Genomic DNA, 24121 nt, shown 5'->3' on the forward strand with positions numbered 1-24121 from the left:
TATTTTAGGTTATTCAATAGGGTATTTGAAATGCATATTATTCCAGTCATTCTATCCGGTGGTGTGGGCAGTCGTCTTTGGCCTTTGTCTCGTGAACACTTTCCTAAGCAGTGCCTCTCTCTGACAGGCACTCAATACAGCCTTCTACAACAGACCGCCAAAAGAGTGACTTCCTTAGATGTAAGTATGCCAATTGTTGTTTGTAATGAAGAGCATCGCTTTTTAATTGCCCAGCAATTACAAGAAATCGGTATAAAAAACGCAAGTATTGTGCTAGAACCTAATGGTCGTAATACCGCTCCAGCTATAGCCCTTTCGGCCTTAGAAGCCAAGCACAAAGCCTTAGATGATGCCTTATTATTAGTGTTACCTGCAGACCATGTTATCAGAGATACCCAAGCCTTCGAAAAGTCCATATTACAAGCGGCCGAATTAGCGCAGGGAAGTGCACTTGTTACCTTTGGTGTGAAGCCAACACGCCCTGAGACCGGCTATGGTTATATTCGCTCTGGAGATAATTTTGCTGTTGCTGAGTTTGTAGAGAAGCCAGACATTGGGACTGCGCAGGCTTATTTGGATTCTGGTGATTACCTATGGAACAGCGGTATGTTCCTTTTTAAAGCTAAATCCTACCTAGATGAGCTGGCTATTCATAGGAGTGATATTTTCCAGGCGGTGAGTCATGCCTATGAAAAACGCAGTGAAGATATGTACTTTGTACGTATTGATGCAGATGCTTTTGCCTCTTGCCCTGAAGAGTCTATAGATTACGCGGTAATGGAGCAAACTCAAAAAGCTAAAGTAGTGACTTACGAAGGAGATTGGAGTGATATCGGTGCATGGGATGCGTTATATGATTATGCAGAAAAAGACTTCGATCAAAATGTATTACTGGGCGATGTCATGTCGGAAGGTACGTCTAACTGCCTAGTGCGTTCCGAATCTCGCTTGGTCGCTGCTGTGGGTGTAAAAGATTTGGTAATAGTAGAAACGGCTGATGCCGTTTTAGTTATGGATAAGAATAACGCCCAAGATGTAAAGAAAATTGTTAAGCGCATTCAAAAAGAAGGGCGCGAAGAGCATATGTTTCATACTACGGTGCACCGTCCATGGGGAACTTACCAAACGGTGGATTTGGGCGAGCGTCATCAAGTAAAACGTATTATGGTAAAACCAGGTGAAAAACTCAGTGTGCAAATGCACCATCATCGTGCTGAACACTGGGTGGTGGTCTCTGGGACAGCGAAAGTACAAAATGGTGATAAAGAAATTCTACTGACGGAAAATGAATCCACCTATATCCCTGTTGGTGTAGTTCATGCTTTAGAAAACCCAGGTAAAATTCCACTGGAATTAGTGGAAGTACAATCAGGAAGTTATCTTGGAGAAGACGACATAGTACGTTTTAGTGATCGTTATGGCCGTTAAAAAAGTAGTTGTTAAGAAAATGGCTGCTAATTCAGAGTCTAAACTCGTTAATGTCGATAAGTTAAGTCAGCAACTTGGCGTGGCGTTTGGAACGAGTGGTGTACGTGGCCTTGTGAAGGATCTGACTCCAGAACTTTGCTTTGCTTACACTGCTTCGTTTTTGCAAGCTATCTGCCCGACGGCTAAATGTGTGGCAATAGGAATGGATCTACGCCCTAGTAGCCCAGAAATTGCCAAAGCCTGCATTATAGCGGCGAAAGCTGCAGATATAGAAGTGATCAATTGCGGTACTTTACCCACCCCAGCCCTAGCCTATTATGCCATGCAAAACAATATTCCTGGCGTGATGATCACGGGGAGCCATATTCCCTTTGATCGTAATGGTATTAAATTTTATCGGCCAGATGGTGAAATTAGTAAAGCGGATGAAGCTAGTATTATGGCGGGTCAAGTTTCTATATCTGAAACCTTGTTGGCACAAGTTGTACAGAGTGAACTTCCTCAGGTCAATGAGCAAGCAATTGCCTTGTTTAAGCAACGTTATATAGATTTATTTCCTGCTAGCATGCTTACGGGCAAACGCATTGGTGTATATGAGCATTCCAGTGTCGCACGAGATGTTATCAAAGAGTTGCTAGTGCATTTTGGTGCCGAAGTTATTTCTTTAGAACGAACCGACACCTTTGTGCCGATTGATACGGAAGCGGTATCAGTAGAAGATAAGCAAAAAGGTCTCGATTGGGCTAAAACACATAATCTAGATGCCATTATATCAACCGATGGTGATGGTGATCGACCGCTTATTGCAAACGAGCAGGGGGAATGGCTGCGTGGCGATATCCTCGGTGTGCTTTGTGCTGGTTATTTAAACGCAACACATGTAGCAGCGCCTATCAACATCAATACCATGCTTGAATTACAAAATCCAGATAGAAAAACATTACGAACCAAGATTGGCTCTCCTTACGTTATTGAGGGTATGGAAGCACTTTTAAAAGACTCGCCTGATGCCCGGGTGGTTGGCTACGAGGCTAATGGTGGTTTCTTAGTGGGTGGCGACTTTATGGTAAATGGCCAAACACTTAATGCTTTGCCAACTCGAGATTCCATTCTCCCAGCTCTGATAGTGCTTGCCATGTCGTATGAACAAAAGCGTCCTATAAGCCAACTAACGGCAGGATTCCCTAAGCGCTATACCGCAAGTGATCGAATTAAAAATATTCCCACAAGCGTGAGTAAGCAGTTGATTACAGATTTTAAAGCAAGCAAAGAGAAACAAGCTGAATTACTTGATGTGATTGCAGACGAAGGCGAAGTACTAGAGATGGTTTTAACAGATGAAACCGATGGCTTTCGTATGACGTTGAGTAATGGAAATATTATCCATTTTCGCCCTTCGGGAAATGCTCCTGAGTTAAGAGTTTATGTTGAGACTGGTGTTGATGTTAATTCATTGATAAAAGATATATTAGTATATATACAAAGAGTAATGGAAGTATGATTAAGAAAAAAGCATTAATAACAGGTGTAACGGGCCAAGACGGCTCATATCTAGCAGAGTTTTTGTTAGGAAAAGGCTATGAAGTGCATGGTATCAAGCGTCGTGCCTCTTCTTTTAATACTCAGCGTGTTGATCATATTTTCCAAGATCCACATGTTGATAATGCAAATTTTATTCTTCATTATGGTGATTTGACGGACTCTTCTAATTTGACGCGTATTCTGCAGGAAGTGAAACCTGATGAAGTATACAATTTAGGTGCTCAATCACATGTTGCGGTGTCGTTTGAATCCCCAGAATATACGGCGGATGTGGATGCTATGGGAACCTTGCGTTTGCTGGAAGCTATTCGATTATTAGGTTTAGAAAAAAACACTAGGTTCTATCAAGCTTCGACGTCTGAGCTTTATGGATTGGTACAAGAGACTCCGCAAAAAGAAACCACTCCATTTTATCCTCGATCTCCATATGCAGTGGCGAAGATGTACGCTTATTGGATCGTCGTAAACTATCGTGAGTCATATGGTATGTACGCGTGTAATGGTATTTTGTTTAACCACGAATCGCCGCGTCGTGGCGAAACTTTTGTAACTCGTAAGATTACCCGTGGGTTGGCGAACATTGCTCAAGGTTTGGAAAAATGCTTGTACATGGGCAACATGGATGCGCTTCGCGACTGGGGACATGCTCAGGACTATGTGCGTATGCAGTGGATGATGTTGCAACAAGATCAAGCAGAAGATTTTGTTATTGCTACTGGCGTTCAGTATTCCGTACGTCAGTTTATCGAATGGTCTGCTAAAGAGTTGGGTATTAGCTTGAAATTTGAAGGCCAAGGAGTTGATGAAAAAGCCATAGTAACTGCAATTGACAAGGATAAAGCTCCTGCACTAACGGTAGGTGATGTCGTAGTTCAGGTAGACCCACGTTACTTCCGCCCCGCAGAAGTGGAAACATTATTAGGTGATCCAACTAAAGCAAAAGAAAAGCTTGGGTGGATGCCAGAAATCACGGTACAAGAAATGTGTGCTGAAATGGTAGCTGAGGACCTAAAAGTCGCCCAGCGCTATGCGTTATTAAAGTTACATGGACATGATATACCAGTATCTCAAGAGTAAAAGTATGAAGATTTTGTTGACCGGAGCGCGAGGCATGGTAGGGCAAAATATTTTGTCTTTAGCTGCTCAATATGATTATGAATTTCTGACTCCGACTAGCACTCAGCTGGATCTGCTAGATAGTAGAGCTGTTAATGATTATATTGGTGCAAATAACCCCGATTTGATTATTCATGCGGCAGGTATAGTCGGTGGTATTCAAGCTAACATGGCTCAGCCAGTTAAGTTCTTGGTGGATAACATGCAGATGGGGTTGAATATTTTGACTGCATCCAATGCTAATGGCGTAGCGCAATTTCTTAATTTAAGTAGTTCTTGTATGTATCCGAGAGATGCATGTAATCCTTTATCAGAAGATTTAATTCTAAAGGGAGAGCTTGAACCAACCAATGAAGGTTATGCTCTGGCTAAAGTGACAAGTACACGTTTATGTGAATACATAAGCAGAGAAAACTCTAGCAGGCAGTACAAAACCATCATTCCATGCAATTTATATGGTCGATTTGACAAGTTTGACCCAAATCACGCGCATATGATTCCTGCAGTTATCCGAAAAATACATGAAGCTAAAAAAGCTAATCTTGAAGAAATTGATATATGGGGTGATGGAGAGGCTCGACGTGAGTTCATGTATGCAGAGGATTTTGCTGCGTTTGTATTTTATGCGATAGATCATTTCAAACAGATGCCGCAAAACCTTAACGTTGGGTTAGGGGCTGATTATACTATCAATGAGTATTATCAAGCCGTTGCGAGGGTTATAGGTTATACGGGGCATTTCAAGCATGATTTGACTAAACCCGTTGGTATGAGACAAAAGCTCATTGATGATACAAGGTTAAAATCGTTCGGCTGGTCTCATAATACCAGTTTGGAGGCTGGTATCGAAAAAACATATCAATTTTATTTAAACGAGTACTGTAATGATTAATTATTCTTTAGCGAGTAGCACCTGGGATCAAAATGAATACTCTGCAATTCAGAGAGTCATTGAGTCTGATATGTTTACCATGGGGAAAGAGGTTGCACATTATGAAAAAGACTTTGCTGACTTTTTTGGTGCTAAATACGCTATCATGGTGAGCTCTGGTTCGACAGCAAATTTGCTGATGATCGCATCACTTTTTTTTACGAAGAATGTTAAAAATAAATTGAAACGTGGTGATGAAGTGATTGTCCCTGCCGTATCATGGTCGACAACTTATTTTCCGTTACAGCAGTATGGGTTAAAGGTGAAGTTTGTAGACATCGATAGTCAAACTCTAAATATGGATTTAGATAAGCTAGAAGGTGCGATTACTGATAAGACGAAAGCGATTTTGTTTGTCAATTTGTTGGGTAACCCAAACGATTTTGCAAGAGTTAGTGATATAATTGCTGGCCGCGATATTTTTATATTAGAAGATAATTGTGAGTCGATGGGGGCAACAATTAATGGTAAGCAGGCGGGTACCTTTGGTTTGATGGGGACTTTTAGCTCATTTTTCTCACATCACATCGCGACAATGGAAGGAGGCTGTGTTGTCACAGATGACGAAGAGCTTTATCATATCTTGTTGTGCATCCGAGCACATGGTTGGACTCGTAATTTACCAAAGTTCAATAAAGTCACGGGAGAGAAAAGCGAAGATGCATTCGAGGAATCATTTAAGTTTGTGTTGCCAGGTTATAATGTAAGACCTTTAGAAATGAGTGGTGCATTAGGTGTTGAGCAGCTTAAAAAACTACCAAGTTTTATAGAAATAAGACGTGAAAATGCGAAGCTGTTCCAATCATTATTTGCCAACCATCCATTTATTGATATTCAGCAAGAAATAGGCTCAAGTAGTTGGTTTGGTTTTGCGTTGATTCTTAATGAGAAAGCACCTTATACCCGTGCTGAACTTGTTAAGTTATTAACAAAAAATGGAATTGAGTGTCGTCCAATTGTTACAGGTAATTTTCTTAAAAACTCTTCGGTCCTTGAGTATTTTGATTATGAAGTGTTTGGTAATGTCAATAATGCTGAGTATTTAGATCAAAATGGCCTTTTTGTTGGTAATCACCAAGTAGATATAAAAGCTAACATTGTAGCTCTTCATGATTTAATAAAAAATTTGTAGTAAAAAATAGAGTGTGGTAGGACTATTTAGTTAATTCTTCCCTGAATAATGGCGTTTCAGACAAGAAGCGCCATGCTATTTTTAGGTCTTTTAATGTGAGAATTTTTTTTAGCTATAATCGCCTTAAAAATAGTCCAAAATATGGGGAGCGATAAAGCCACTTCAGTAGCTTACGCAGGTTCTGGTCACAGGCTCTCAAGAGAACATTCAACGCATCACCGAGTTTTTCATTGAATTTCAAATAACCAATGATCGGCTCTACGCTATTCTTACGTATCATCCAACGCTCTTTCTTCTCGGGGATACCGCGTTTTTGATAAGCAATTAATACTTAGTCATCCCTGAATAATTCTCAACCTATTGAAATGCAATGTATTTTGTATAATGCTAAGGACTAAAATCTCGCCAATAATGGCGCTTTAGTCCCAAAAAGTTGCAGAATCAGTGAGTTTTTATGAAGCCTCGTCAAACAAAGCAAGATCCGCAGAAGGATTTATTCCGGCCTCAGCTAATCGATATTATTAACCCCAACCATACACTCGTTCGGTTGGCTAAAGTGCTGGATTGGGATCGGTTGGATACCGAATAGGGGACACATTTCGCGACGGTTGGCGCAGCGGCTCTGCCGACTCGCTTGATGGTAGGGCTACTGTATTTACAGCATTTGTATAATTTGTCTGATGAAATGTAAGCGTCACTAAATCAGCCTCTAGTTTTCGTGCTTAGTCCCTTCCACACTGTGCTTCGTCCCAATAATCGACGGAGTAATCAATATGAGCACAAATACAGTATTAAACCAAACTTGGGCTGCCCATATCGAAAAATGGCGGTCATCTGGGTTATCCGCCAAAGCGTTCTGTGAACAAGAAGACTTGGTGTATCACCAGTTCGGCTATTGGCGGCAGAAATTTTCTCCTGCCGATGACTCGCCAACCGAATCAAAATTAGTGCCGGTAACACTGGCAATGCCTTCTCAGCACACCAGCGATCTAGAAATCCTGCTCCCCAATGGCGTGCTCATACGTGGCATTGATTCGAGTAATATTCCATTGGTGACTAGCTTGGTCGCCGCTTTATGAAACCCCGTTATCTGCGTCCTGCTTTAAATTTACCCCAGATATTTTTGTACCGAGACCCGGTGGATTTTAGAAAACAAGCCCATGGGCTGGCGGTACTGATCGAGCAAGAACTTGGACACAACCCATTTTCTGGAGCCTTGTACGCCTTTACCAACCGGCATCGCAATAAAATCAAATGCGTCATGTGGGAAGACAATGGCTTCGTGCTTTATTACAAAGGTTTAGCAGAAGAAAAGTTTAAGTGGCCCAAAGCCTCAGACGAATTGGTATCCCTCACCGGCGAGCAGATTAATTGGCTGTTAGATGGCTACGATCTTGGCGTAATGAAAGGCCATAAAACCTTGCATTATGAGGCACTTTGCTGAGGATTTTTGTGGTGATTTTTGCTATCATAGCGCCATGAAAATCGCTCCCAAATCTCACTCCCAAAAGCCAGATTACAGTCAATTATCGCAAGCTGAGCTGGTGTCTTTGCTGTTGCAAAAAGACGCATCTTTAGCTCAGCGTGATGCCTACATCGAGCGTCTTGAAGAGATCAACCGTCTGCAAAAAGTACAACGCTTCGCCGCCAAGAGTGAGAAGCAGCCGTTTCAGATCACCCTGTTTGATGAGGTAGAACTGGAAAGTGCGATTGACGATCTGATTGATGAGATTCCAGAAGACTCGTTGAGCCAAGAGCTGGCACAAACCAAGAAAAGTCGTCAGCGTCAACGGGGCTTCTCGGCTTCATTAAACCGAATCCGTCGTGAGATCTGCCTGAGTGACGACGAGAAAGCCGGTGCAACGAAAACCTTCTTCACTAAGGTGAAAGAAGAACTGGAGTTCATCCCCGCTCAGCTTAACGTGATCGAGATCTGGCAAGAAAAAGCGGTGTTCGAATCCTCGACTGGCGAGGAAATCATAGCGGCAAAGCGCCCAACCCATCCTCTGGGTAAATGCGTCGCCACCACCTCCTTATTGGCGTACATCATCACATCAAAATATGCTGATGGTTTACCTCTGTATCGCTTAGATGGCATGTTAGCGCGCCTTGGTCATGAAATTGGTCGTAATAACATGGCGAACTGGATCATCCGTCTCGATGACGTGTTCAAACCCTTGATCAACCTGATGCGGGAACAACAAAACCTCGGTCGTTACATCCAAGCGGATGAAACTCGCATCCAAGTGTTGAAAGAAACGGGGAAAACTGCTCAAAGTGATAAATGGATGTGGGTTACACGGGGCGGTCCACCGGATAAACCTTCTGTATTGTTCGACTATGATCCGACCCGAGCGGGTCACGTACCGGCACGCCTATTGGAAGGGTTTAGTGGCGTATTACAAGTGGACGGCTACAGCGGCTATGGCAAAGTCTGCCGAGAACTTGATATCACTCGCATTGGCTGTTGGGATCATGCGCGACGCAAGTTTGTTGAAGCCGCACGCGGTGCGGCTCCTCAGAAAAGAAAAGGAAAAAGCAACAAGGTCAAACCATCTAAAACCGATGTCGCCATCGGTAAAATCCGCAAGCTCTATGCCATCGAAAGCAAAATAGAAGGCTTAAGCGAGTCGGAAAAATACACCGTCCGTCAAGAATTGGCCTTGCCAGTGCTGCAAGACCTCAAAGCATGGTTAGAAACCAACCACCCTAAGGTTCCCAAAGACTCGCTGACCTTCAAAGCGATCCAATATGCCCTCAATCAGTGGGAATCCTTGGTGGCCTACTGCGACTATGGCTTCGTCCACATCAGCAACGCCTTAGCAGAAAATGCCATCCGCCCGTTCGCAGTGGGCAGGCGCAACTGGCTGTTTGCTGATTCGTCACGTGGAGCGAACGCCAGTGCCACCTGCTACTCACTGATAGAAACCGCCAAAGCCAATGGTCTAGAGCCATCAAGCTGCATCCACTATCTGCTCGACCACATCGCCGACGCTGACACCTTAGAAAAACTTGAAGCGCTGTTGCCCTGGAACATGCCGAAAATAGGCTAGATTAGCAGATCTGGCCAAATCGTTTTAGGAGTGGATATAAGAGCGCTTACGATGAAATGGTCTTAGAACAATGGCTTGAATCGCCTTACTACCAATACTTTTGCGGCGAAACCTTTTTTCAACATGACTTCCCGTGCCATCCAACCAGTCTTGTTAAATGGCGCAAACGGTTAGGAGAAGAAGGCTGTGAATGGCTGCTTACTCAGACGATACAAGCAGGGCTAAAGCTAAAAGTGATCAAGTCTGCGAGTCTAAAGCGTGTGATTGTCGATACCACGGTACAAGAAAAAAACATCACCTTCCCAACCGATGCCAAACTCTACAACAAGGCACGACAGCAACTCACTCAAGTGGCAAAAGACCTCGCTATCACACTAAGACAAACCTATGACAAAGCCTGCCATGAGTTAATGCCAAAGATTGGACGCTATGGGCATGCCAAACAATACAAACGAATGAGAAAGGCGATTAAGCAAGTCAAAGGCTTCTTAGGGCGGGTATTACGGGACCTTGATAGACAAGTAAAACGACAAGGATTAACGCTCACCCAAAAGCAAGAAGACACTCTCAACCAAGCTTATCGATTACTAAAACAAACGCGTCAGAGTAAAAACAAACTCTACAGCCTGCATGAACCCAATGTGGACTGTATCTCTAAAGGCAAAGCACATAAACGCTATGAGTTTGGTGTGAAAGCCAGTATCGCGGTGACGGCTAAAGAATCCTTTATTGTGGGCGCAAGAAGCTATCCAGGTAATCCTTATGATGGCCATACCTTGAAAGATCAACTTCAACAAGTGGAAACCCTGACAGGGAAAAAACCGGAAACCTGTTTTGTTGACCGAGGGTATAAAGGATCGGGCGTGGAAGACATTAAAGTCTTGGTTACAGGTCAAAAACGCGGTGTGCCCAAGAAAGAGAAACGCTGGATGGGAAGACGAAACAGTGTAGAACCCATCATCGGGCATCTCAAATCCGATGGAAAACTCAGACGATGCTTCTTAAAAGGCATACTAGGCGATGCGATGAACGTGATCTTAAGCGCCTGTGGCCAGAACTTACGTAAGCTACTAAAGTGGCTTTATTGCGCCCCATATTTTGGAGTCTTTTTAAGGAGATTATGGCTGAAAATAATTTTTCCAACGGAAAATTCTAAAAATAGCATGGCGCTTCTTGCTTGAAACGCCATTATTCAGGGGCGACTACTGATTCGAACTTGTTATAAACAGATAGGGTTGGATTAGTACTTACTAAAATTTATTTCAGATCTATAACCCCTTTTTACCTAGTACAACACCAACAGTCCGTATTAATGCTTCTATTTCTAACCAAATACTCCAGTGTTTTATATAGTATAGGTCATACATAAGTTTTTGGCGTGAATCTTCCGTGTTGGCGCCGTAAGGATATAGCACTTGGGCCCATCCCGATATGCCAGGTCTAACAAGATGACGTTCATGGTAATAGGGTATTTCTTTTTCATAGTTTTCGACTAAAATATCCCACTCTGTTCTCGGCCCTAGTAAATGCATATCCCCTTTGACAACATTCCATAACTGAGGTAGCTCATCTATACGAGCTTTTCTCATAAAGTTACCATAAGGATATATTCTAGGGTCTTCTTTTTGTGTATAGGGGTTAAACTTTGCATTCTCATGCATACTACGAAACTTAATGGCCATAAAGTTTTTACCTTTTAAGCCAACTCTACTTTGACAAAAAAATAGTTTTCCAGGAGATTCTTTTTTTATTTTATACATTGAGAAAAGTATAATTGGGATGCTTATAGCGCCAAGCAATAAGACAACAAGCCAATCTATTATTCGCTTTAAAATATAATCAGAGAGTGAATAGCTTCTAATTTTTTCTAAATAGCTTAGGTCTTTTTTATCATATGGTATATAACATTTTCTTAAAAAAACTTCCATGAAGTTATGTAGGGCTATCAACTTTATACCATCTACATCTAAATGGGTTAACTCTTTTATTAAATCTGAGCTAGCCGGTTTTTCTAAGTTAAGCAATAAATAGTCTGGTGAAGATTCTAGTGTTTTTTGTTTTACTCTTTCTGCTTCTAATATCTTTATATAACTAAGTTGTATATTTTGTGATTTAAGCATATTTAGCTCAAATTCATTAAATGAATAATGATTTCCAAGTATTAAAACATTAATCTTTGCTTTTGATAATTTTCTATTAAAATAGCTAATTAATGATTTTAAAGTGATAACAAAAAGTGGTGTTAAGATGACCCAGCTAGACATTATTAAACGATCAAACTTAAGTGTTGCTAAGTAGAAGTAAGTTATTACCAATAAAAAAAGAACATTAATAAACCATGTTTTGAATGTAATCTCTAATTTTTTAGAGATAGACCTCTCATTATATCGGCTATATCCTCTTTGTATTGCTGTTGCTAAGAAGAAAAAAATACCACTTAGAATTGCCATTGTAGTGTAAGCTCGTCCCCATCCTGTCAACCCTATGATTGTGTGTATGATATACAGTAGACAACCTGGAATAATTAGGTCAATTAAGGCATATAAAGTGGGGGCCTTTCTATCATGGTACCGTTGAAATGACGTTTCTGTCATTTTACATTCCTTTTCTAACCTTTAAGAAAACATACTTATCTTTTAGTAAGTCTACGATGAGTATTGTTACCAGATGTCAGTCCCAAAAGAGAGGGCTGAGCTAACAGTAAGTTATAACTAATATTATAAAGGAGTTATATAGATAGGGCTATAGGAATTAATTCAGTTTACTAGATGGGAAAGAAACATTTCGGTGTAGGGTGCATAGAATAGGGGTATAATTTTTAGTGGGTGATCATAAATATAGCAGGAGACAAGAGAATAAGAACATTGGTTCTTATTCTCTTGTTAAAAGTGATATTACTTCGCTTTACTGTCTTCGCCTTTTTTCTCTTTATTTTTCACTATGCTATGAAGTTCAACCACAAATTTAAGAGCTGCATTAGGTGGGATTGGACCCGTACCACCTGGACCATAAGCAAGGTCTGCTGGGATGTACAGCTCGTATTTGGAACCGACTCTCATAAGCTGTAGGCCTTCTGTCCAGCCAGGGATAACTTGGTTAAGAGGGAATGTGATTGGTTCGCCGCGTTTGTAGGAGCTATCAAAGACTTTGCCATTCATTAAGCTGCCTTCGTAATCCACTTTGACGGTGTCGGTGGCTGTTGGATGTGGACCTTTTCCTTCTTTGATGACTTTATAAAGTAAGCCGTCTTTGGTTTTTTTCACACCCTTCTCTTTAGCAATTTTTTTCAACCAAGCTTCTGATTTCGCTTTGTCTTCGGCGGCTACTTTTTCTTTCTCTTTCTGTGCTTTTTCCATCTGCTCTTTCTGGAAATTTTGGATGGTGGCAGCAATTTCCTCTTTGGTCATCTGTCCTTTTCTACCATCGTAACCGTCTTTGAAGCCTTGGAAAAAGGCCTTCATGTCTAGATCTTTAAAATCTTGGGTCATTCGGCTACCAAACATATTGCCTATGCTGTAACCCAGTTTCTGTTCTTTTGTCGTAATAGTGGTTGCGTTATTGTCTGCGTACGCGAAAGAAACAGAAGACATAACCAGCGCCGCAATGAGTGTTTTTTTCATAAAAAAGCGTTCCATTTAATTGTTTGTTTATCACTTGCTTCTAAAGCTTGGGTGATGTTTGACCTAGCCACGGATTAGATTTGCATGTCGCTTTATCGAGCATTGACTTTTTAGCATAGATTGACTTAGTAGCATAGCAAGAAGGCAAAACCAAGTGTGAATAATGCGCCTTGTGCTTTGTCAGTCCAGATCCGATAGTACGTTTCTAACATAACCATGGGGTGTAACGCCAATGTTAAGCTAGAATCGTTCCCAAAGCGACCCCTTCACCTGTACACCTTGTTTTGCTAAAAGATAATTGAATCAACAAAACACAAAACGTGTTTCGAGAATAATCTGCCCATGTCTTGTACGACAATGGATTTTACAAAAGCATGACGCTGTTTGCTTATCATGTTGACTTTACAATTGATACTGACAATAAATTGACATTTTCTAACTCTCTGTTGCTTTAGCGCGAGATTTTCGGCTGTTGTCTTATCGTTAGGTTGAGCAGTGTTTGCTTTTTTAATGGAAAATACAAAGTTGGGGTGGGCCTATTACAGGCAGGAGCTAGCTGCCTATAAAAATGGGAATAAGTATGGGAACAAGGACGCTCATGATAAAGCCACTGGCGATACAAACAGGAATGATTTGCGAGCCATGGAATTTTCCTAACATGGGTAGGGTAAAGTCCATAGCGGTGGCGCCAGAATAGCCAACGGATAAGTGGCTGTTCCATTTGGCTAGAAAGGGAATCAACATTAACGCTAGGATTTCTCGGCTTAGGTCTAATAAAAATGCAGTCGTACCCAATACGGGGTCGCCAAGCCCTGTGATAAGAATGCCTGATAAGCTGTACCAACCAAACCCTGAGACAACAGCCAGTCCTTGGTGCCAATTAATATGAAGTAGCAGGGCGCTAACCCAGCCAGCAAGCAGTGTGCTTGTGATGGTGACACTTGCAATGATTAGCCCCTGGCGATTAAGGAAAAGTTTTCTTAAGCGGTAGTTTCCTTGACGAAGCTGACAACCGATTAGAAATAGTAAAATATAAAGAAGAGCCGTGACGAGTTTATCAACACCTGTGAACCATTGTTTTCCTATAAAACCCGCTGCAATTCCAGCAAAGACCCATGTTAACGTGATGATGGCGTCTTTTATGGCCTGCCATTTACTTGCTTGAAGGAGGGGGCCGCTATTGTTTTCATAGTGAGAATCAAGCTTTAGGCCGCTGAAATACAAAGCAATCAAGTTAAAACTAGAGACTAAAATAACTAAGATAAAGGCTTGATAACCTGCAATCAGAAGCTTTTCTGTTAAGTTGTCTAACGCACCAATGCTAAAGCCAATAAGTCCTAATATTAGGTAGACGAGTTGATTGAGACCTTTTGCCACTCGTTTTGCGTTGAAAAATCTAATATCTATCCAATAGCCGATCAGCAAAGCTGCTAATAAGGGTAATAAGGTTGTCAGAATGGCCATGAGGTATCGTCCTAAATAGGCTTTAAAAAAACAAGATGTTGATTTTAAACGGGGTATTTTGTCGCGCTTAGTTGTTAAGAGCAAGGAGAAACGGTTATTGCTGGTCTTTGTTGGATGAATCTGAACCTATTCTTTTGTCGGAATGAATTCCGACCTACAAGGGCAGGCGTTTTTTGTAGGTTGGACTTTAGTCTAACAGGTGTATTAGGTGGTTTGTCGGGATGAATCCCGACCTACAAGGCGGTCGTTTTTGTAGGTTAGGCTTTAGTCTAGCGGGTGTTTTTAGACGGTTTGTCGGGATGAATCCCGACCTACAAGGGCGGTCGTTTTTTGTAGGTTAGATTTTAGTCTAACAGGTGTATTGGATGGTTTGTCGGGATGAATCCCGACCTACAAGGCAGTCGTTTTTTGTAGGTTAGGCTTTAGTCTAGCGGGTGTTTTTAGATGGTTTGTCGGGATGAATCCCGACCTACAAGGGGGGGGCGTTTTTTGTAGGTTGGACTTTAGTCTAACCGGTGTATTGGATGATTTGTTGGGATGAATCGCGGCGTACAATGGGGACGTTTTTTTGTAGGTTAGACTTTACTCTAACAGGTGTATTGGATGGTTTGTCGGGATGAATCGCGGCGTAAAAGGGAGCTGTTTTTTTGTAGGTAAGACTTTAGTCTACCAGGTGTATTAGATGGTTTGTCGGGATGAATCGCGGCGTAAAAGGGGTGTTGTTTTTGTAGGTTAGGCTTTAGTCTAGCGGGTGTATTGGATGGTTTGTCGGAATGAATCGTGGCGTAAAAGGGAGCTTTTTTTTTGTAGGTTAGATTTTAATCTAACAGGTGTATTGGATGGTTTGTCGGGATGAATTCCGACCTACAGGGATAAACTTCGATCCGCAACGATGCAATACTTGTGGCTTAATGTTAGATTAGCGCCTTTGTTTTTGGCTAAGTCAAAATAGGCCTGTAGGGTGTTCTTATAAGCGCCTTAATGATAATCGGCGGTGATCTGTGGTTAAGCGTTTTCCCGTGTTAAAAGAAATTTTGCATTTATTATTTCCCATGGTGCTCACCATGACATTAGAGCTTTCCATTAGTGTGGTGGATACGGTGATGCTTGGGCATTATAGTGCATCGCACCTTGCTGCTGTTGGGCTTGCCTCAAGCCTATGGCTACCTGTTGGTTGCTTTTTGATTGGCGTGACTTTTGGTATTACCCCCTTGGTGACGAGACATCTGCATGGTCGTCAACCTAAGTTAGTGAACTTGTATATGTCACAAGCTGTTGGCCTGTCGGTCTGTTTAGGGGTTATTGCGAGTTTGATTACCGTATTTTTTTTGCCTCATTTAGCGGGAATGATGGCTCCTCCTGGGGAAACTCGTGAGGTATCAATGGCCTATCTACGTCTTTTTGCTCCCGCCTTGCCCATGCTAGCCTTGATGACATCTTATAAAAATTTATTTGAAGCGGCTGGGCGTCCTGTCTTGCCACTGCTGATTGCTAGTATTGGTTTGATTCTGAATGTGTTTTTTAACTATGTACTTATTTTTGGTCATTTAGGTTTTCCAGCCATGGGGGCTAGAGGGGCAGCTATTGCTTCTTGCTTGTCCTTGTATTTATCCGTCCTAAGCTTTGTGGTTTACGACCTTTTTTTGAATAAACGTCCTTTATTTACTCGTTTGGTTTGGCGTTATACCCGTCAGTTTTCTATCTTGCTGGGGGTTGGGGTGCCCGCTGGGTTGGCGTTTGCATTTGAAGTGGGTCTGTTTTCCTCAATGACTTGGCTGATTGCTTCTTTTGGCGAGGTGGCGCTTGGCGCGGGTCAAGTTGTTATGTCTTATACTTCTTTCTTATTTACCCCTATGATGGCCATGAGCGCCGTCACCGCGATTGTTGTGGCCAAAGCGATGTCGAAAGAAGGCGTTGCTGGAGTAAATCGTCGTATGAGAGTGATTGTGACGCTGGGGGTAGGTTATGTGGGTCTCTGTTTTGTATTGACCCAAACATTCCACACTGTTATCCCGTATCTATATACGAACAATCAGGATGTTGTGGTATTAGCGTCCAGTATTTTGCTGATTTCTTCCTGCTACCAATTACCAGATATGCTGCAGACGGTGTTTACTGGGGCGTTAAGAGGTTTTCGTGATACGCGCTCTTCAATGATTGCTTTTGGTGTGTCCTTATTTGGCTTGAGCATGCCGTTAGGGTATTGGCTGTCCCATTATAGCCCTTGGGCAAAGGTATTAACCGTGCGCGGTTTCTATCTTGGACTAGCTGCTGGGCTAAGTCTTTTAGCAGTAATTTTGATCTGGCGTTTCCGTGTTGTATTAAAGCGTTACCAAGGTAAGCGTATTGCTTCTCCAAGGGAGGTGGCTTAAGCAATAATTCTTTGGCTGGTTGTTAGAAAAACTATGAAAACCAAAGAGTGTTGCTTTTTAATTTTTTAAGCAGCACTCTTTTGTGTTGATGGTGTACGGGTGTTAAGTTTACGAGGGTTGTTTGGCTTCGTTGTCTTTGTTTTCTAGTATTTGTGCATGCCATATCAGTGCAAGTAGGCCACCGAAAATCACTTGCAAGCAAAAGACGCCAGTCCAGAAGAAGAGGTAGGATTCGAATAAATTTGCAATGCTCCAAAAGGCTAGACTCGTCAATGTAAAATAGCCAATATCCCGATTTAAAAAGCCTTTTGATACTGCTTTGAGAACACTTTTTAGTATCCAGCCAAACCAGAGAAAGTAAAACACGAGGCCAATAAAACCATAGTCAGTCAGAATGGATAAATAAGAGTTATGGAGGTGTCCAAAATCCAGTTTGATATACTCTGGCATCCAGTTATTCTTATCGATAGCGATTGATTGGCCTCTATTGCTCCAGCCCAGTAATGGTCGTTCTTTAATTTTGGTTAAAGCGGCTTCCCATAAATGGATGCGAATACCTACACTTGTGTAAGGAATGTCTTTTAGGTTTCCTGACAGTACCTGTTCGATTACGGACGATTCAGTGGTAGATCTATGCTCGACGACGCCTCCCATTGTTTTATAGGTGACGGCTGCCACAAGAAATATTATTGCAGACAGCATTACTACCTTTTTTTTATTGACTTTGCTTCTGTTTTTTCGGGATAGGAAAAAGTAGCATAGTGAGGCAGCAATGCTGGCAATAAGGGCGAGCCAAGCAGCCCTTGTTTGTGCGGCGATCATGGTAAAAAGGCAAAATAACACGCAAGGCGTCCACAGAATTAAAGAGTATTTTGTCCAATGATATAACCTAGAGACGAAGCAAATTAATCCAATTAAAATGAAACCAAAGAATAAGCTGGTGTGTCCTGCATTTCTAAGATGAAAGTCGATTCTTGCCCCGTGCCAACCTCTGATGATTTCGTTCCAGCCGCCGCCGCCGATCCACGGCGAGGCGAGTACTGCCAAGCTGGCCAAGCTCCACAATAAAAACACTCGCTTTGGTGAGTCTTTGAGCCACCAAGCAATGGGAAGAAAAAGAAAAATACGAGAGAGCCTGTCTAACCTAGGATAAGGGTCTACCCACTTAGGGTGGGCAAGATGAGCAAAGTACCAACTTATTAAAGGAATAACGACCGAGGCGAACAAAAGTAATATGGGGATTTTGACACTTAGATCTTTGCCGTATCGATAAATAGCAAAAAAGCCAAGTAACACCATAGGTAAACCAACGGCATTTGATAATGTGTCTGGGGAGTGAATTTTGGTTAGGGCATATAGACATGTAAAGGTAAAACCGATGATGGCAAGGCGGCTTCCTTGCTGTGTATGGTCAAGTCGAATCATTTATTGCTTTATTCCATCTGTAAGTGTCAGCGTTACTGTGCTTTCAAAAAGCACGGATCATAGCGCAAAACATTCTCCCTTGCATTATTCTTCAGTGATTATATCTTGTATAGGCAGTTTTCATTATCTGAAGTGCTTGCATCTTTCAATCAGGGCGTTTAAATCCAGTTGAGATTCTGTGTTGTTTGCTAACCGATTTATTTGCGTATTACGATAATGATCATAGTGAAAGGTATTCGTTGGATTTAACCCAGCCCACATCAATAGCCTATTGAGTGCTTCTGGGTGATCGAAAATGCCATGCAGATAGGTACCAATGATGGCTTTGTCGGGGGATATAAAGCCGTCGAACTGTCCATTTTCTAGCTCGATCAGTGAGGTTATAGGGTGATGAAATTGCGAAATGCCACAATGGATTTCGTACCCTGTAACGGTCGTTTTTTCATCTAGAGCGATTAATTTTCCTATTTGTTGTGTTAGCTGTTTTTCTTTTTCGAGTGTGGTTGTCATGGGAATATAGCCCAATCCAGCGGATTTGGTGCCTTTTTGATCATTTTCTAGGCCATGATGATCGTATATTGTCTCTCCCAGCATTTGAAACCCTCCACAAATTCCCATGAGCTTGCCATCATAGCGCAGGTGTTTTTGTAAATACCCTTGCCAGCCTTGTTGTCGTAAAAAGGCGAGGTCGCTTTGAACACTTTTGCTACCAGGAAGAATCACCAAGTCGGCGGGAGGGATGGAGCTGTTTTCTTTGACCAATGTGACTTGTACTTCTGGATGAAGTTTTAATGCATCCCAATCCGTATGGTTGCTGGTGCGTGGCATAATGGGGATCACAACGTTTAGCTTGGTGGCGTGATGTTCTTTTATTGGGCTATGAGCCACTGCGTCTTCCGATTCCAAATAAAAACCTTTTAGGTAAGGCAATACACCCAGTACGGGTTTGCCTGTTCGTTGTTCCAGCCAGTCCAGACCGGGTTGCAGTAAGCTAAGGTCTCCTCGAAAGCGATTAATCACAAAACCGATGACTCTATCCTGCTCACTTTGGCTTAATAGATCTAGGGTACCCACAAGATGAGCAAATACCCCACCTTTATCAATATCCGCAATGATGATCACAGGACAGTCGATGGCTTCGGCAAACCCCATATTGGCTATGTCGCGATCGCGAAGGTTGATTTCTGCAGGGCTGCCAGCCCCTTCAATGATGATGGCGTCGTACTGTTCGGCGAGGCGGTAGTAGGAGTCTAAGGCGGCTTGTTTGGCGATATGCTTGTATTGGTGATAGCCCACCGCATTCATATTACCAATGGCTTTACCGTGAATGATTACCTGAGCACCCGTATCTGTATTGGGTTTGAGTAAGATTGGGTTCATATCCACATGAGGTTCAATGCCAGCCGCATAAGCCTGAACGGCTTGGGCACGACCAATTTCGTGGCCTTCTCGGGTCACTGCACTGTTTAATGCCATATTTTGCGGTTTGAAGGGGGCAACAGATAGGCCTCGTCGGGCCAACAAGCGGCATAATGCCGTGACAAGGGTGCTTTTACCTGCGTCGGAAGTGGTGCCTTGTACCATTAAATGGAAATTTGCCATGGAAATGATCACGCTTAAAATCAATAAGATGCTAGAATTCTACTGGATTAGCGTTGTTTTTACTCTTACCTTTTTCCAGGACGCACTTGTTTAATATGAAATTTTTTAACATAGAATGATACATGATGACTTCCTTTTTATTCTCTGTGTTTGATTTATTGGCATCCACATCGGGCATGCTGGTGGCGGCGTTGTTGCTTGATCGCTTAGTGGGAGAGCCCAAAAAATGGCATCCCTTGGTTGTCTTTGGGCGCTGGGTCGATATTTGCCGCAGAGGGTTACAGTTGTCTTTAACGGACACCACTACTCGTCAACGTCAGGCAGGCGCGGTAGCTTGGTGTTGTGCGATATTTCCTTTGCTGTTCGGACTTGTGATCTTGATGTTTATTTTACCCGATTGGTTGACCGCCTTATTGTCCATTATAGTGTTGTATTTCTCCATCGGTTGGCAGAGTTTACGTGAGCATGCTCTGGCGATCGTAGAACCTCTAATCAGAGGAGATTTGCTTCAAGCTCGCCATGGAGTGAGTCGCATAGTCAGCCGTGATACCAATCAGTTAGACGAGACGCAAGTGGCTAAGGCAAGTATTGAGTCCGTCTTGGAGAATGGTAGCGACGCGGTTTTTGCGCCTATTTTTTGGTTCTTGGTGCTGGGTGTGCCAGGTGCGTTACTCTATCGTCTGGCCAATACCTTGGATGCTATGTGGGGGTATAAAACCGATACTCTTTTGCATTTTGGCTGGTTTGCTGCACGCTTCGACGATGTGATGAATTATATCCCTGCACGATTGGTTGTATTGACTTACGGTCTTTGTGGGCAGTTTGGTTCCGCATGGCGCTGTTACCAAGAACAGTCTAGCTCTTGGAAAAGTCCTAATGCGGGCCCAGTGATGGCGGCTGGTGCCGGGGCGTTAGGGATTAAACTGGGTGGGGCGGCTCCTTATTTTGGTAAGCTTGAGTCGCGGTCAGAGTTGGGAGAGGGGCGAGACCCAGTTGCGACGGATTTGAATAAAGCCATTCGCTTGGTTGATAAAGGGGTGTATTTGTGGGTGTTGGTTGTATGTTTGATGATGTGAAGCCCGTGCAGTTGAGTCAAGAGCAATTAGGTCAAGCGCAATTGGATCAAGTCCCCCCACACCACGGTGGAGACTTGCAGCATTGGCAGCGAAAGGTAGGAAATGACGCTCTTGACTGGTTGGATTTATCTTCCGCCTGTAATCGCGAGCCACGGCCAGTACCTGAAGTTGATCCTATTTTATGGCAGGAGCTACCAGATCAAACCGCTTTACTCAATCAAGCAGCTCATTTTTATGGTATCAGGCCAATCGCCATTGGGGCTGGTTCTCAGCATATTATTGAGTCTTTACCTTTATTTTTGTCTTATCAACATGCGAAAAAACGGGCCTGTGTGCCTCGTATTGGTTATCAAGAGCATGCTTTCGCTTGGCAAAAGTGGGGGTATGAGTTGGTATTTTATGATGCAGTTAACGAGCTACTTGAGATGGAGTGGTCTGTCGCGGTGGTTATACAGCCCAATAATCCGACAGGGGCTATGGCAGAGGCTGTTTTGATAAAAGCGCTTGTTGTTCGAGCTGAGCTGCTTGAGGGGCACCTTGTGATAGATGAGGCCTTTATTGATCCAATGCCGCATTTGAGTGTGCTGAATGAATTAGAAAGGCTGGTGAAGAGCGAGTCATTATTTGTTTTGCGATCTGTTGGCAAATTTTTTGGATTGGCGGGTGCGAGAGTCGGTTTTGTGTTTTGTGCAACCTCTTGGCAAAGTACATTGCGAAATTTATTGGGCCCTTGGCCCGTGGCGACGCCCAGTTTATGGCTGGTGGAGCAGGCTTTAAAGGATGTTTCATGGCAAGAGAAAGCGCTATTGTCTTTAGCGGATCGACAGAAAGTGTTTATTGATCGAATCATGCCAAAGTTTCATACGGTATTTGACTCCCAAGAGTGTGTGATTACGCCGCTATTTTTTACTTGGAGGCTAGAGAGCAAAGAGGCCGCTGAGTTTGCTTTTAGTATGCTTCATCAGGTAGGGGTTCATACGCGATTAGGTGACGGTTGGATTCGTGTAGCCTTGCCCGCTATGCATGAGATGGCCCCGTTAAATCATGCTTTGGTAGGGCTATTAAAAAAAGCTGGGGGGAGAGAGCTCGCATGAAGCACTTAGTCCTAGGAGGTGTTCGTAGCGGGAAAAGTGCCTTTGCCCAACAGCAAGTCGCACAATCTGGCGATCCGGTTTGTTATATTGCCACATCGCAGATTAAGGATGAGGAAATGGCCGCTCGCGTATTAGCTCATCAACAGAACCGACCCAGTGACTGGCAGTTGATTGAAGAGCCGATTGCCTTGGCAAGCTCATTGGCCTCGTTGAACAAGTCTGGTCAGTCGGTGATTGTGGAATGTATAACACTGTGGCTAACAAACTTATTGTGTCTTGAAGACGAAGAGCGCTTTGAGCAAGAGACGACGGCTTTTCTTCGCGCAGTGGCTGCTTTTCAAGGAGAGCTTGTGATTGTTTCTAGTGAAGTCGGTTTGGGGATTATGCCAATAAACGTAATGGCACGTCGTTTTGCTGATGAAGCAGGCGTTCTCAACCAAAAACTTGCAAAACTAACCGACCGGGTAACTTTAGTTGCAGCAGGGTTAGCAATGCCGCTAAAATCCTCGCTCTAACTTAATTATTAGGAGCTTAATCGGCCATGATCCCGTATTCAAAAGATTTCCCTGTTTCTTGGGAAGAGCTTCACCGTAATGCACGAGCCTTGTCATGGCGTTTGTTAGAACAAGGGCCATGGAAAGGCATTATTGCGATTACTCGAGGTGGGCTGGTGCCTGCCGCCATTTTATGTCGTGAAATGGACATCCGTTTGATTGATACTATTTGCATTATTAGTTACCAATCCGAAAAGGGAGGGGCGGCAATGGAACAAGGTGAGCTTCAAGTACTTAAAGGCGTGGAAGGCGATGGAGAAGGTTACATTTTAGTCGATGACTTGGTGGATACGGGGCGAACAGCGGCAAAGGTCCGCGAGATGTTGCCTAAGGCGCATTTTGCAACCATTTACGCCAAGCCTGCCGGTAAACCCCTAGTGGATACTTTTATCACAGAAGTGAGCCAAGATACTTGGATTCGCTTTCCTTGGGATATGGAATATACCTTTTCAACTCCCTTGGCTGATCGCCAAAGTTAATAAAATTTTCACGCTTCAATGTGTTTATTTATCTAGTCGATTGGGAGTAAATGTCTTCACCTGTATTATTGCGAGTAAGCGTTTGAGTTCTGGTGAGTAGGGGTTTTGATTCTTTGGAATTGTAAATATTATAAAAAGTTTTGTTTATTATTGCGTTATTTGGTTAGATTTATTGGATAAGAAGTGAGCGAGGTTACAAAAAACGACGGAAGTCTCACTGCTTTTAATCGGCTCATTATCTAATCTAATTCTGTTGCTATTTCCCTGAAAACGATGTGTCTAGAAGCGCAGTTGTTTTCGCTTTGATCGATAAGGACGCATTATGTTACGCGTTTTAAATAATGTTTTATTAACAAGTCTTTTTGTCTTCTCCATGACGGCTTCTGCATCGACTGAACCTGCACCAGCATCGACTGCAGGTGAGGTAGCTCGGGCTGTTTTCGCGAGCGATGTGATTGATCGTGAGCCAATTGATAATATTGGCAATACGGTAAAGGTTGACTATAGCGGCATTCAAAAAGTGTATTTTTTTACAGATTTACGCGGTATGGATGGTAGTACGGTTAGCCATCGCTGGTTGCTTGATGGACAGGTGATGGCGGATATTCCATTTGACATTGGAGGCGACCGTTGGCGAGTTTGGTCGAGTAAACGTTTACTACCTGGCTTTGAAGGCACATGGACGGTTCAGGTTGTTAAGGATGGCAAAGTGCTCACCTCTCGATCTTTTCAGTATGTAGATGACGATACAGACAAGCAAGCTGATAATACTGAGAATAATAGTGCAGGGAAATAGTACAGATAGAGTGTTAGCCTCATCATCACATAGTGCGTGAATGAATAAGGAGAATAGAAGAAGATGCCACATATTCGTGTCAGAGGGCTGCCGCTTGATGAGTTGGAATCAATTGCTGATATATTGATTGAAAGCTTGTCAGAAATAACCGATACGCCTAACTCCCATTTTACCTTAGAGTATCAAGCGGTGACTTACTTAGTGGCAGGTGGTGCTTCCCCTTCTTATCCCTTTTTTGAAATCCTATGGTTTGATCGTGGAGATCAGGTTAAAGCGAAAGTGGCTCTGTTTATTGAAGATCTAGTACGTTCATTAGTTGACAGTGGTCAAGATATTGCCGTGCTATTTCATGATTTAAATGGTAACGATTATTACGAGAACGGTGAGCACTTCTGATTATCCTTTTGGGATGAGTAGAAATGTTTCATGTGCTCACC

The 24121-nt window shown here is 42.8% G+C and carries 20 protein-coding genes and 3 pseudogenes; 17 read left to right on the forward strand and 6 right to left on the reverse strand.

The window, feature by feature from the left end; all coding sequences use genetic code 11:
• Positions 1-30: 30 nt before the first annotated feature.
• Genes MSP8886_RS03865 through MSP8886_RS03885 form a run of 5 tightly spaced genes read left to right on the forward strand, consistent with a single transcriptional unit; the run spans position 31 to position 6149 of the window.
• Positions 31-1428, forward strand: a complete 1398-nt coding sequence (locus MSP8886_RS03865) for a mannose-1-phosphate guanylyltransferase/mannose-6-phosphate isomerase (protein ID WP_067012826.1) — start codon at positions 31-33, stop codon at positions 1426-1428.
• Entirely contained in the window at positions 1418-2929 is a 1512-nt protein-coding gene (locus MSP8886_RS03870; protein ID WP_245659020.1) for a phosphomannomutase, read from the forward strand. Before MSP8886_RS03865 ends, MSP8886_RS03870 begins: the two co-directional genes overlap by 11 nt.
• Entirely contained in the window at positions 2926-4047 is a 1122-nt protein-coding gene (gmd, locus tag MSP8886_RS03875) for a GDP-mannose 4,6-dehydratase (RefSeq protein ID WP_217491319.1), read from the forward strand. Before MSP8886_RS03870 ends, gmd begins: the two co-directional genes overlap by 4 nt.
• A gap of 4 nt (positions 4048-4051) precedes the next feature.
• Positions 4052-4978, forward strand: a complete 927-nt coding sequence (locus tag MSP8886_RS03880) for a GDP-L-fucose synthase family protein (protein ID WP_067012828.1) — start codon at positions 4052-4054, stop codon at positions 4976-4978.
• Positions 4971-6149: a DegT/DnrJ/EryC1/StrS family aminotransferase gene (locus tag MSP8886_RS03885; RefSeq protein ID WP_067012830.1), complete on the forward strand. Its 1179-nt coding sequence runs from the start codon at positions 4971-4973 to the stop codon at positions 6147-6149. The genes MSP8886_RS03880 and MSP8886_RS03885 overlap by 8 nt, the downstream gene beginning before the upstream one ends.
• A 56-nt stretch (positions 6150-6205) precedes the next feature.
• Here the strand turns inward: MSP8886_RS03885 and MSP8886_RS21855 are convergent.
• Positions 6206-6480 (reverse strand): annotated as a pseudogene (locus MSP8886_RS21855) (IS5/IS1182 family transposase); the annotation flags it as partial.
• A 123-nt stretch (positions 6481-6603) separates the two neighbouring features.
• On the opposite strand from MSP8886_RS21855, the pseudogene MSP8886_RS22085 reads away from it, so the two are divergent.
• From MSP8886_RS22085 to MSP8886_RS03905, 5 genes and pseudogenes are all read left to right on the forward strand, one after another.
• A pseudogene (locus MSP8886_RS22085) lies at positions 6604-6837 on the forward strand (transposase); the annotation flags it as partial.
• Positions 6838-6922: 85 nt separating this feature from the next.
• Complete coding sequence (gene tnpA, locus MSP8886_RS03890) at positions 6923-7228, forward strand: IS66 family insertion sequence element accessory protein TnpA (RefSeq protein WP_067012833.1); 306 nt, start codon at positions 6923-6925, stop codon at positions 7226-7228.
• Positions 7225-7593, forward strand: coding sequence for an IS66 family insertion sequence element accessory protein TnpB (gene tnpB / locus MSP8886_RS03895; protein WP_067012835.1), 369 nt, complete (start codon positions 7225-7227; stop codon positions 7591-7593). Before tnpA ends, tnpB begins: the two co-directional genes overlap by 4 nt.
• 34 nt (positions 7594-7627) lie before the next feature.
• The gene (gene tnpC / locus MSP8886_RS03900; protein ID WP_067013049.1) at positions 7628-9202 is read left to right on the forward strand and encodes an IS66 family transposase; all 1575 of its coding nucleotides are present in this window, start codon (positions 7628-7630) and stop codon (positions 9200-9202) included.
• Positions 9203-9252: 50 nt separating this feature from the next.
• Positions 9253-10383, forward strand: a pseudogene (locus MSP8886_RS03905) (IS5 family transposase); the annotation flags it as partial.
• 87 nt (positions 10384-10470) lie between these two features.
• On the opposite strand, the gene MSP8886_RS21860 reads toward MSP8886_RS03905, so the two are convergent.
• The 3 genes from MSP8886_RS21860 to MSP8886_RS03920 form a co-directional block, all read right to left on the reverse strand.
• Entirely contained in the window at positions 10471-11796 is a 1326-nt protein-coding gene (locus tag MSP8886_RS21860) for a sugar transferase (protein WP_083200775.1), read from the reverse strand.
• 300 nt (positions 11797-12096) lie between these two features.
• A complete protein-coding gene (bamJ, locus tag MSP8886_RS03915; protein ID WP_067012838.1) occupies positions 12097-12822 on the reverse strand; it encodes a BamJ family beta-barrel-assembly machinery protein in 726 nt (241 codons plus the stop codon).
• A 552-nt stretch (positions 12823-13374) separates the two neighbouring features.
• Positions 13375-14286, reverse strand: a complete 912-nt coding sequence (locus tag MSP8886_RS03920; RefSeq protein WP_083200778.1) for a LysO family transporter — start codon at positions 14284-14286, stop codon at positions 13375-13377.
• A 1019-nt stretch (positions 14287-15305) separates the two neighbouring features.
• Between MSP8886_RS03920 and MSP8886_RS03925 the strand changes: the two genes are divergently transcribed.
• Positions 15306-16658 carry an MATE family efflux transporter gene (locus tag MSP8886_RS03925; protein ID WP_245659021.1) on the forward strand — a complete coding sequence of 451 codons (1353 nt, stop codon included), beginning with the start codon at positions 15306-15308 and terminating at the stop codon, positions 16656-16658.
• A gap of 108 nt (positions 16659-16766) precedes the next feature.
• Here MSP8886_RS03925 and MSP8886_RS03930 read toward each other — a convergent pair whose 3' ends face one another.
• Together MSP8886_RS03930 and MSP8886_RS03935 are read right to left on the reverse strand one after the other, a co-directional pair.
• Complete coding sequence (locus tag MSP8886_RS03930) at positions 16767-18083, reverse strand: O-antigen ligase family protein (RefSeq protein WP_067012848.1); 1317 nt, start codon at positions 18081-18083, stop codon at positions 16767-16769.
• 123 nt (positions 18084-18206) lie between these two features.
• A complete protein-coding gene (locus tag MSP8886_RS03935; RefSeq protein ID WP_067012849.1) occupies positions 18207-19685 on the reverse strand; it encodes a cobyric acid synthase in 1479 nt (492 codons plus the stop codon).
• A 122-nt stretch (positions 19686-19807) separates the two neighbouring features.
• Between MSP8886_RS03935 and cbiB the strand changes: the two genes are divergently transcribed.
• From cbiB to MSP8886_RS03965, 6 genes are all read left to right on the forward strand, one after another.
• Positions 19808-20761 carry an adenosylcobinamide-phosphate synthase CbiB gene (gene cbiB, locus MSP8886_RS03940; RefSeq protein ID WP_083200780.1) on the forward strand — a complete coding sequence of 318 codons (954 nt, stop codon included), beginning with the start codon at positions 19808-19810 and terminating at the stop codon, positions 20759-20761.
• Entirely contained in the window at positions 20746-21855 is a 1110-nt protein-coding gene (locus MSP8886_RS03945; protein WP_067012850.1) for an aminotransferase class I/II-fold pyridoxal phosphate-dependent enzyme, read from the forward strand. The genes cbiB and MSP8886_RS03945 overlap by 16 nt, the downstream gene beginning before the upstream one ends.
• Positions 21852-22370 (forward strand): bifunctional adenosylcobinamide kinase/adenosylcobinamide-phosphate guanylyltransferase, encoded by a 519-nt coding sequence (cobU, locus tag MSP8886_RS03950; protein ID WP_067012851.1) that lies wholly within the window; start codon positions 21852-21854, stop codon positions 22368-22370. Before MSP8886_RS03945 ends, cobU begins: the two co-directional genes overlap by 4 nt.
• Positions 22371-22396: 26 nt before the next feature.
• A complete protein-coding gene (gpt, locus tag MSP8886_RS03955; RefSeq protein ID WP_067012852.1) occupies positions 22397-22888 on the forward strand; it encodes a xanthine phosphoribosyltransferase in 492 nt (163 codons plus the stop codon).
• Between the two features lie 322 nt (positions 22889-23210).
• Positions 23211-23684, forward strand: a complete 474-nt coding sequence (locus MSP8886_RS03960; protein ID WP_245659022.1) for a DUF2914 domain-containing protein — start codon at positions 23211-23213, stop codon at positions 23682-23684.
• Positions 23685-23747: 63 nt separating this feature from the next.
• Positions 23748-24080, forward strand: coding sequence for a DUF1904 family protein (locus tag MSP8886_RS03965; RefSeq protein ID WP_067012854.1), 333 nt, complete (start codon positions 23748-23750; stop codon positions 24078-24080).
• Positions 24081-24121: the final 41 nt, after the last annotated feature.

Origin of the sequence: Marinomonas spartinae (genome assembly GCF_900089775.1) — a bacterium.
GTDB lineage: Bacteria > Pseudomonadota > Gammaproteobacteria > Pseudomonadales > Marinomonadaceae > Marinomonas > Marinomonas spartinae.

What these genes read in the sequence shown, in the direction of transcription:
- gmd (WP_217491319.1), top strand. Translation starts at nt 2,926, where the DNA reads ATGATTAAGAAAAAAGCATTAATAACAGGTGTAACGGGCCAAGACGGC.
- tnpC (WP_067013049.1), top strand. Translation starts at nt 7,628, where the DNA reads ATGAAAATCGCTCCCAAATCTCACTCCCAAAAGCCAGATTACAGTCAA.
- gpt (WP_067012852.1), top strand. Translation starts at nt 22,397, where the DNA reads ATGATCCCGTATTCAAAAGATTTCCCTGTTTCTTGGGAAGAGCTTCAC.
- MSP8886_RS03885 (WP_067012830.1), top strand. Translation starts at nt 4,971, where the DNA reads ATGATTAATTATTCTTTAGCGAGTAGCACCTGGGATCAAAATGAATAC.
- MSP8886_RS03965 (WP_067012854.1), top strand. Translation starts at nt 23,748, where the DNA reads ATGCCACATATTCGTGTCAGAGGGCTGCCGCTTGATGAGTTGGAATCA.
- MSP8886_RS03930 (WP_067012848.1), bottom strand. Translation starts at nt 18,083, where the DNA reads ATGATTCGACTTGACCATACACAGCAAGGAAGCCGCCTTGCCATCATC.
- MSP8886_RS03935 (WP_067012849.1), bottom strand. Translation starts at nt 19,685, where the DNA reads ATGGCAAATTTCCATTTAATGGTACAAGGCACCACTTCCGACGCAGGT.
- MSP8886_RS03960 (WP_245659022.1), top strand. Translation starts at nt 23,211, where the DNA reads ATGTTACGCGTTTTAAATAATGTTTTATTAACAAGTCTTTTTGTCTTC.
- MSP8886_RS03880 (WP_067012828.1), top strand. Translation starts at nt 4,052, where the DNA reads ATGAAGATTTTGTTGACCGGAGCGCGAGGCATGGTAGGGCAAAATATT.
- cobU (WP_067012851.1), top strand. Translation starts at nt 21,852, where the DNA reads ATGAAGCACTTAGTCCTAGGAGGTGTTCGTAGCGGGAAAAGTGCCTTT.
- tnpA (WP_067012833.1), top strand. Translation starts at nt 6,923, where the DNA reads ATGAGCACAAATACAGTATTAAACCAAACTTGGGCTGCCCATATCGAA.
- MSP8886_RS21860 (WP_083200775.1), bottom strand. Translation starts at nt 11,796, where the DNA reads ATGACAGAAACGTCATTTCAACGGTACCATGATAGAAAGGCCCCCACT.
- MSP8886_RS03945 (WP_067012850.1), top strand. Translation starts at nt 20,746, where the DNA reads ATGTTTGATGATGTGAAGCCCGTGCAGTTGAGTCAAGAGCAATTAGGT.
- MSP8886_RS03920 (WP_083200778.1), bottom strand. Translation starts at nt 14,286, where the DNA reads ATGGCCATTCTGACAACCTTATTACCCTTATTAGCAGCTTTGCTGATC.
- tnpB (WP_067012835.1), top strand. Translation starts at nt 7,225, where the DNA reads ATGAAACCCCGTTATCTGCGTCCTGCTTTAAATTTACCCCAGATATTT.
- MSP8886_RS03870 (WP_245659020.1), top strand. Translation starts at nt 1,418, where the DNA reads ATGGCCGTTAAAAAAGTAGTTGTTAAGAAAATGGCTGCTAATTCAGAG.
- bamJ (WP_067012838.1), bottom strand. Translation starts at nt 12,822, where the DNA reads ATGAAAAAAACACTCATTGCGGCGCTGGTTATGTCTTCTGTTTCTTTC.
- MSP8886_RS03865 (WP_067012826.1), top strand. Translation starts at nt 31, where the DNA reads ATGCATATTATTCCAGTCATTCTATCCGGTGGTGTGGGCAGTCGTCTT.
- cbiB (WP_083200780.1), top strand. Translation starts at nt 19,808, where the DNA reads ATGATGACTTCCTTTTTATTCTCTGTGTTTGATTTATTGGCATCCACA.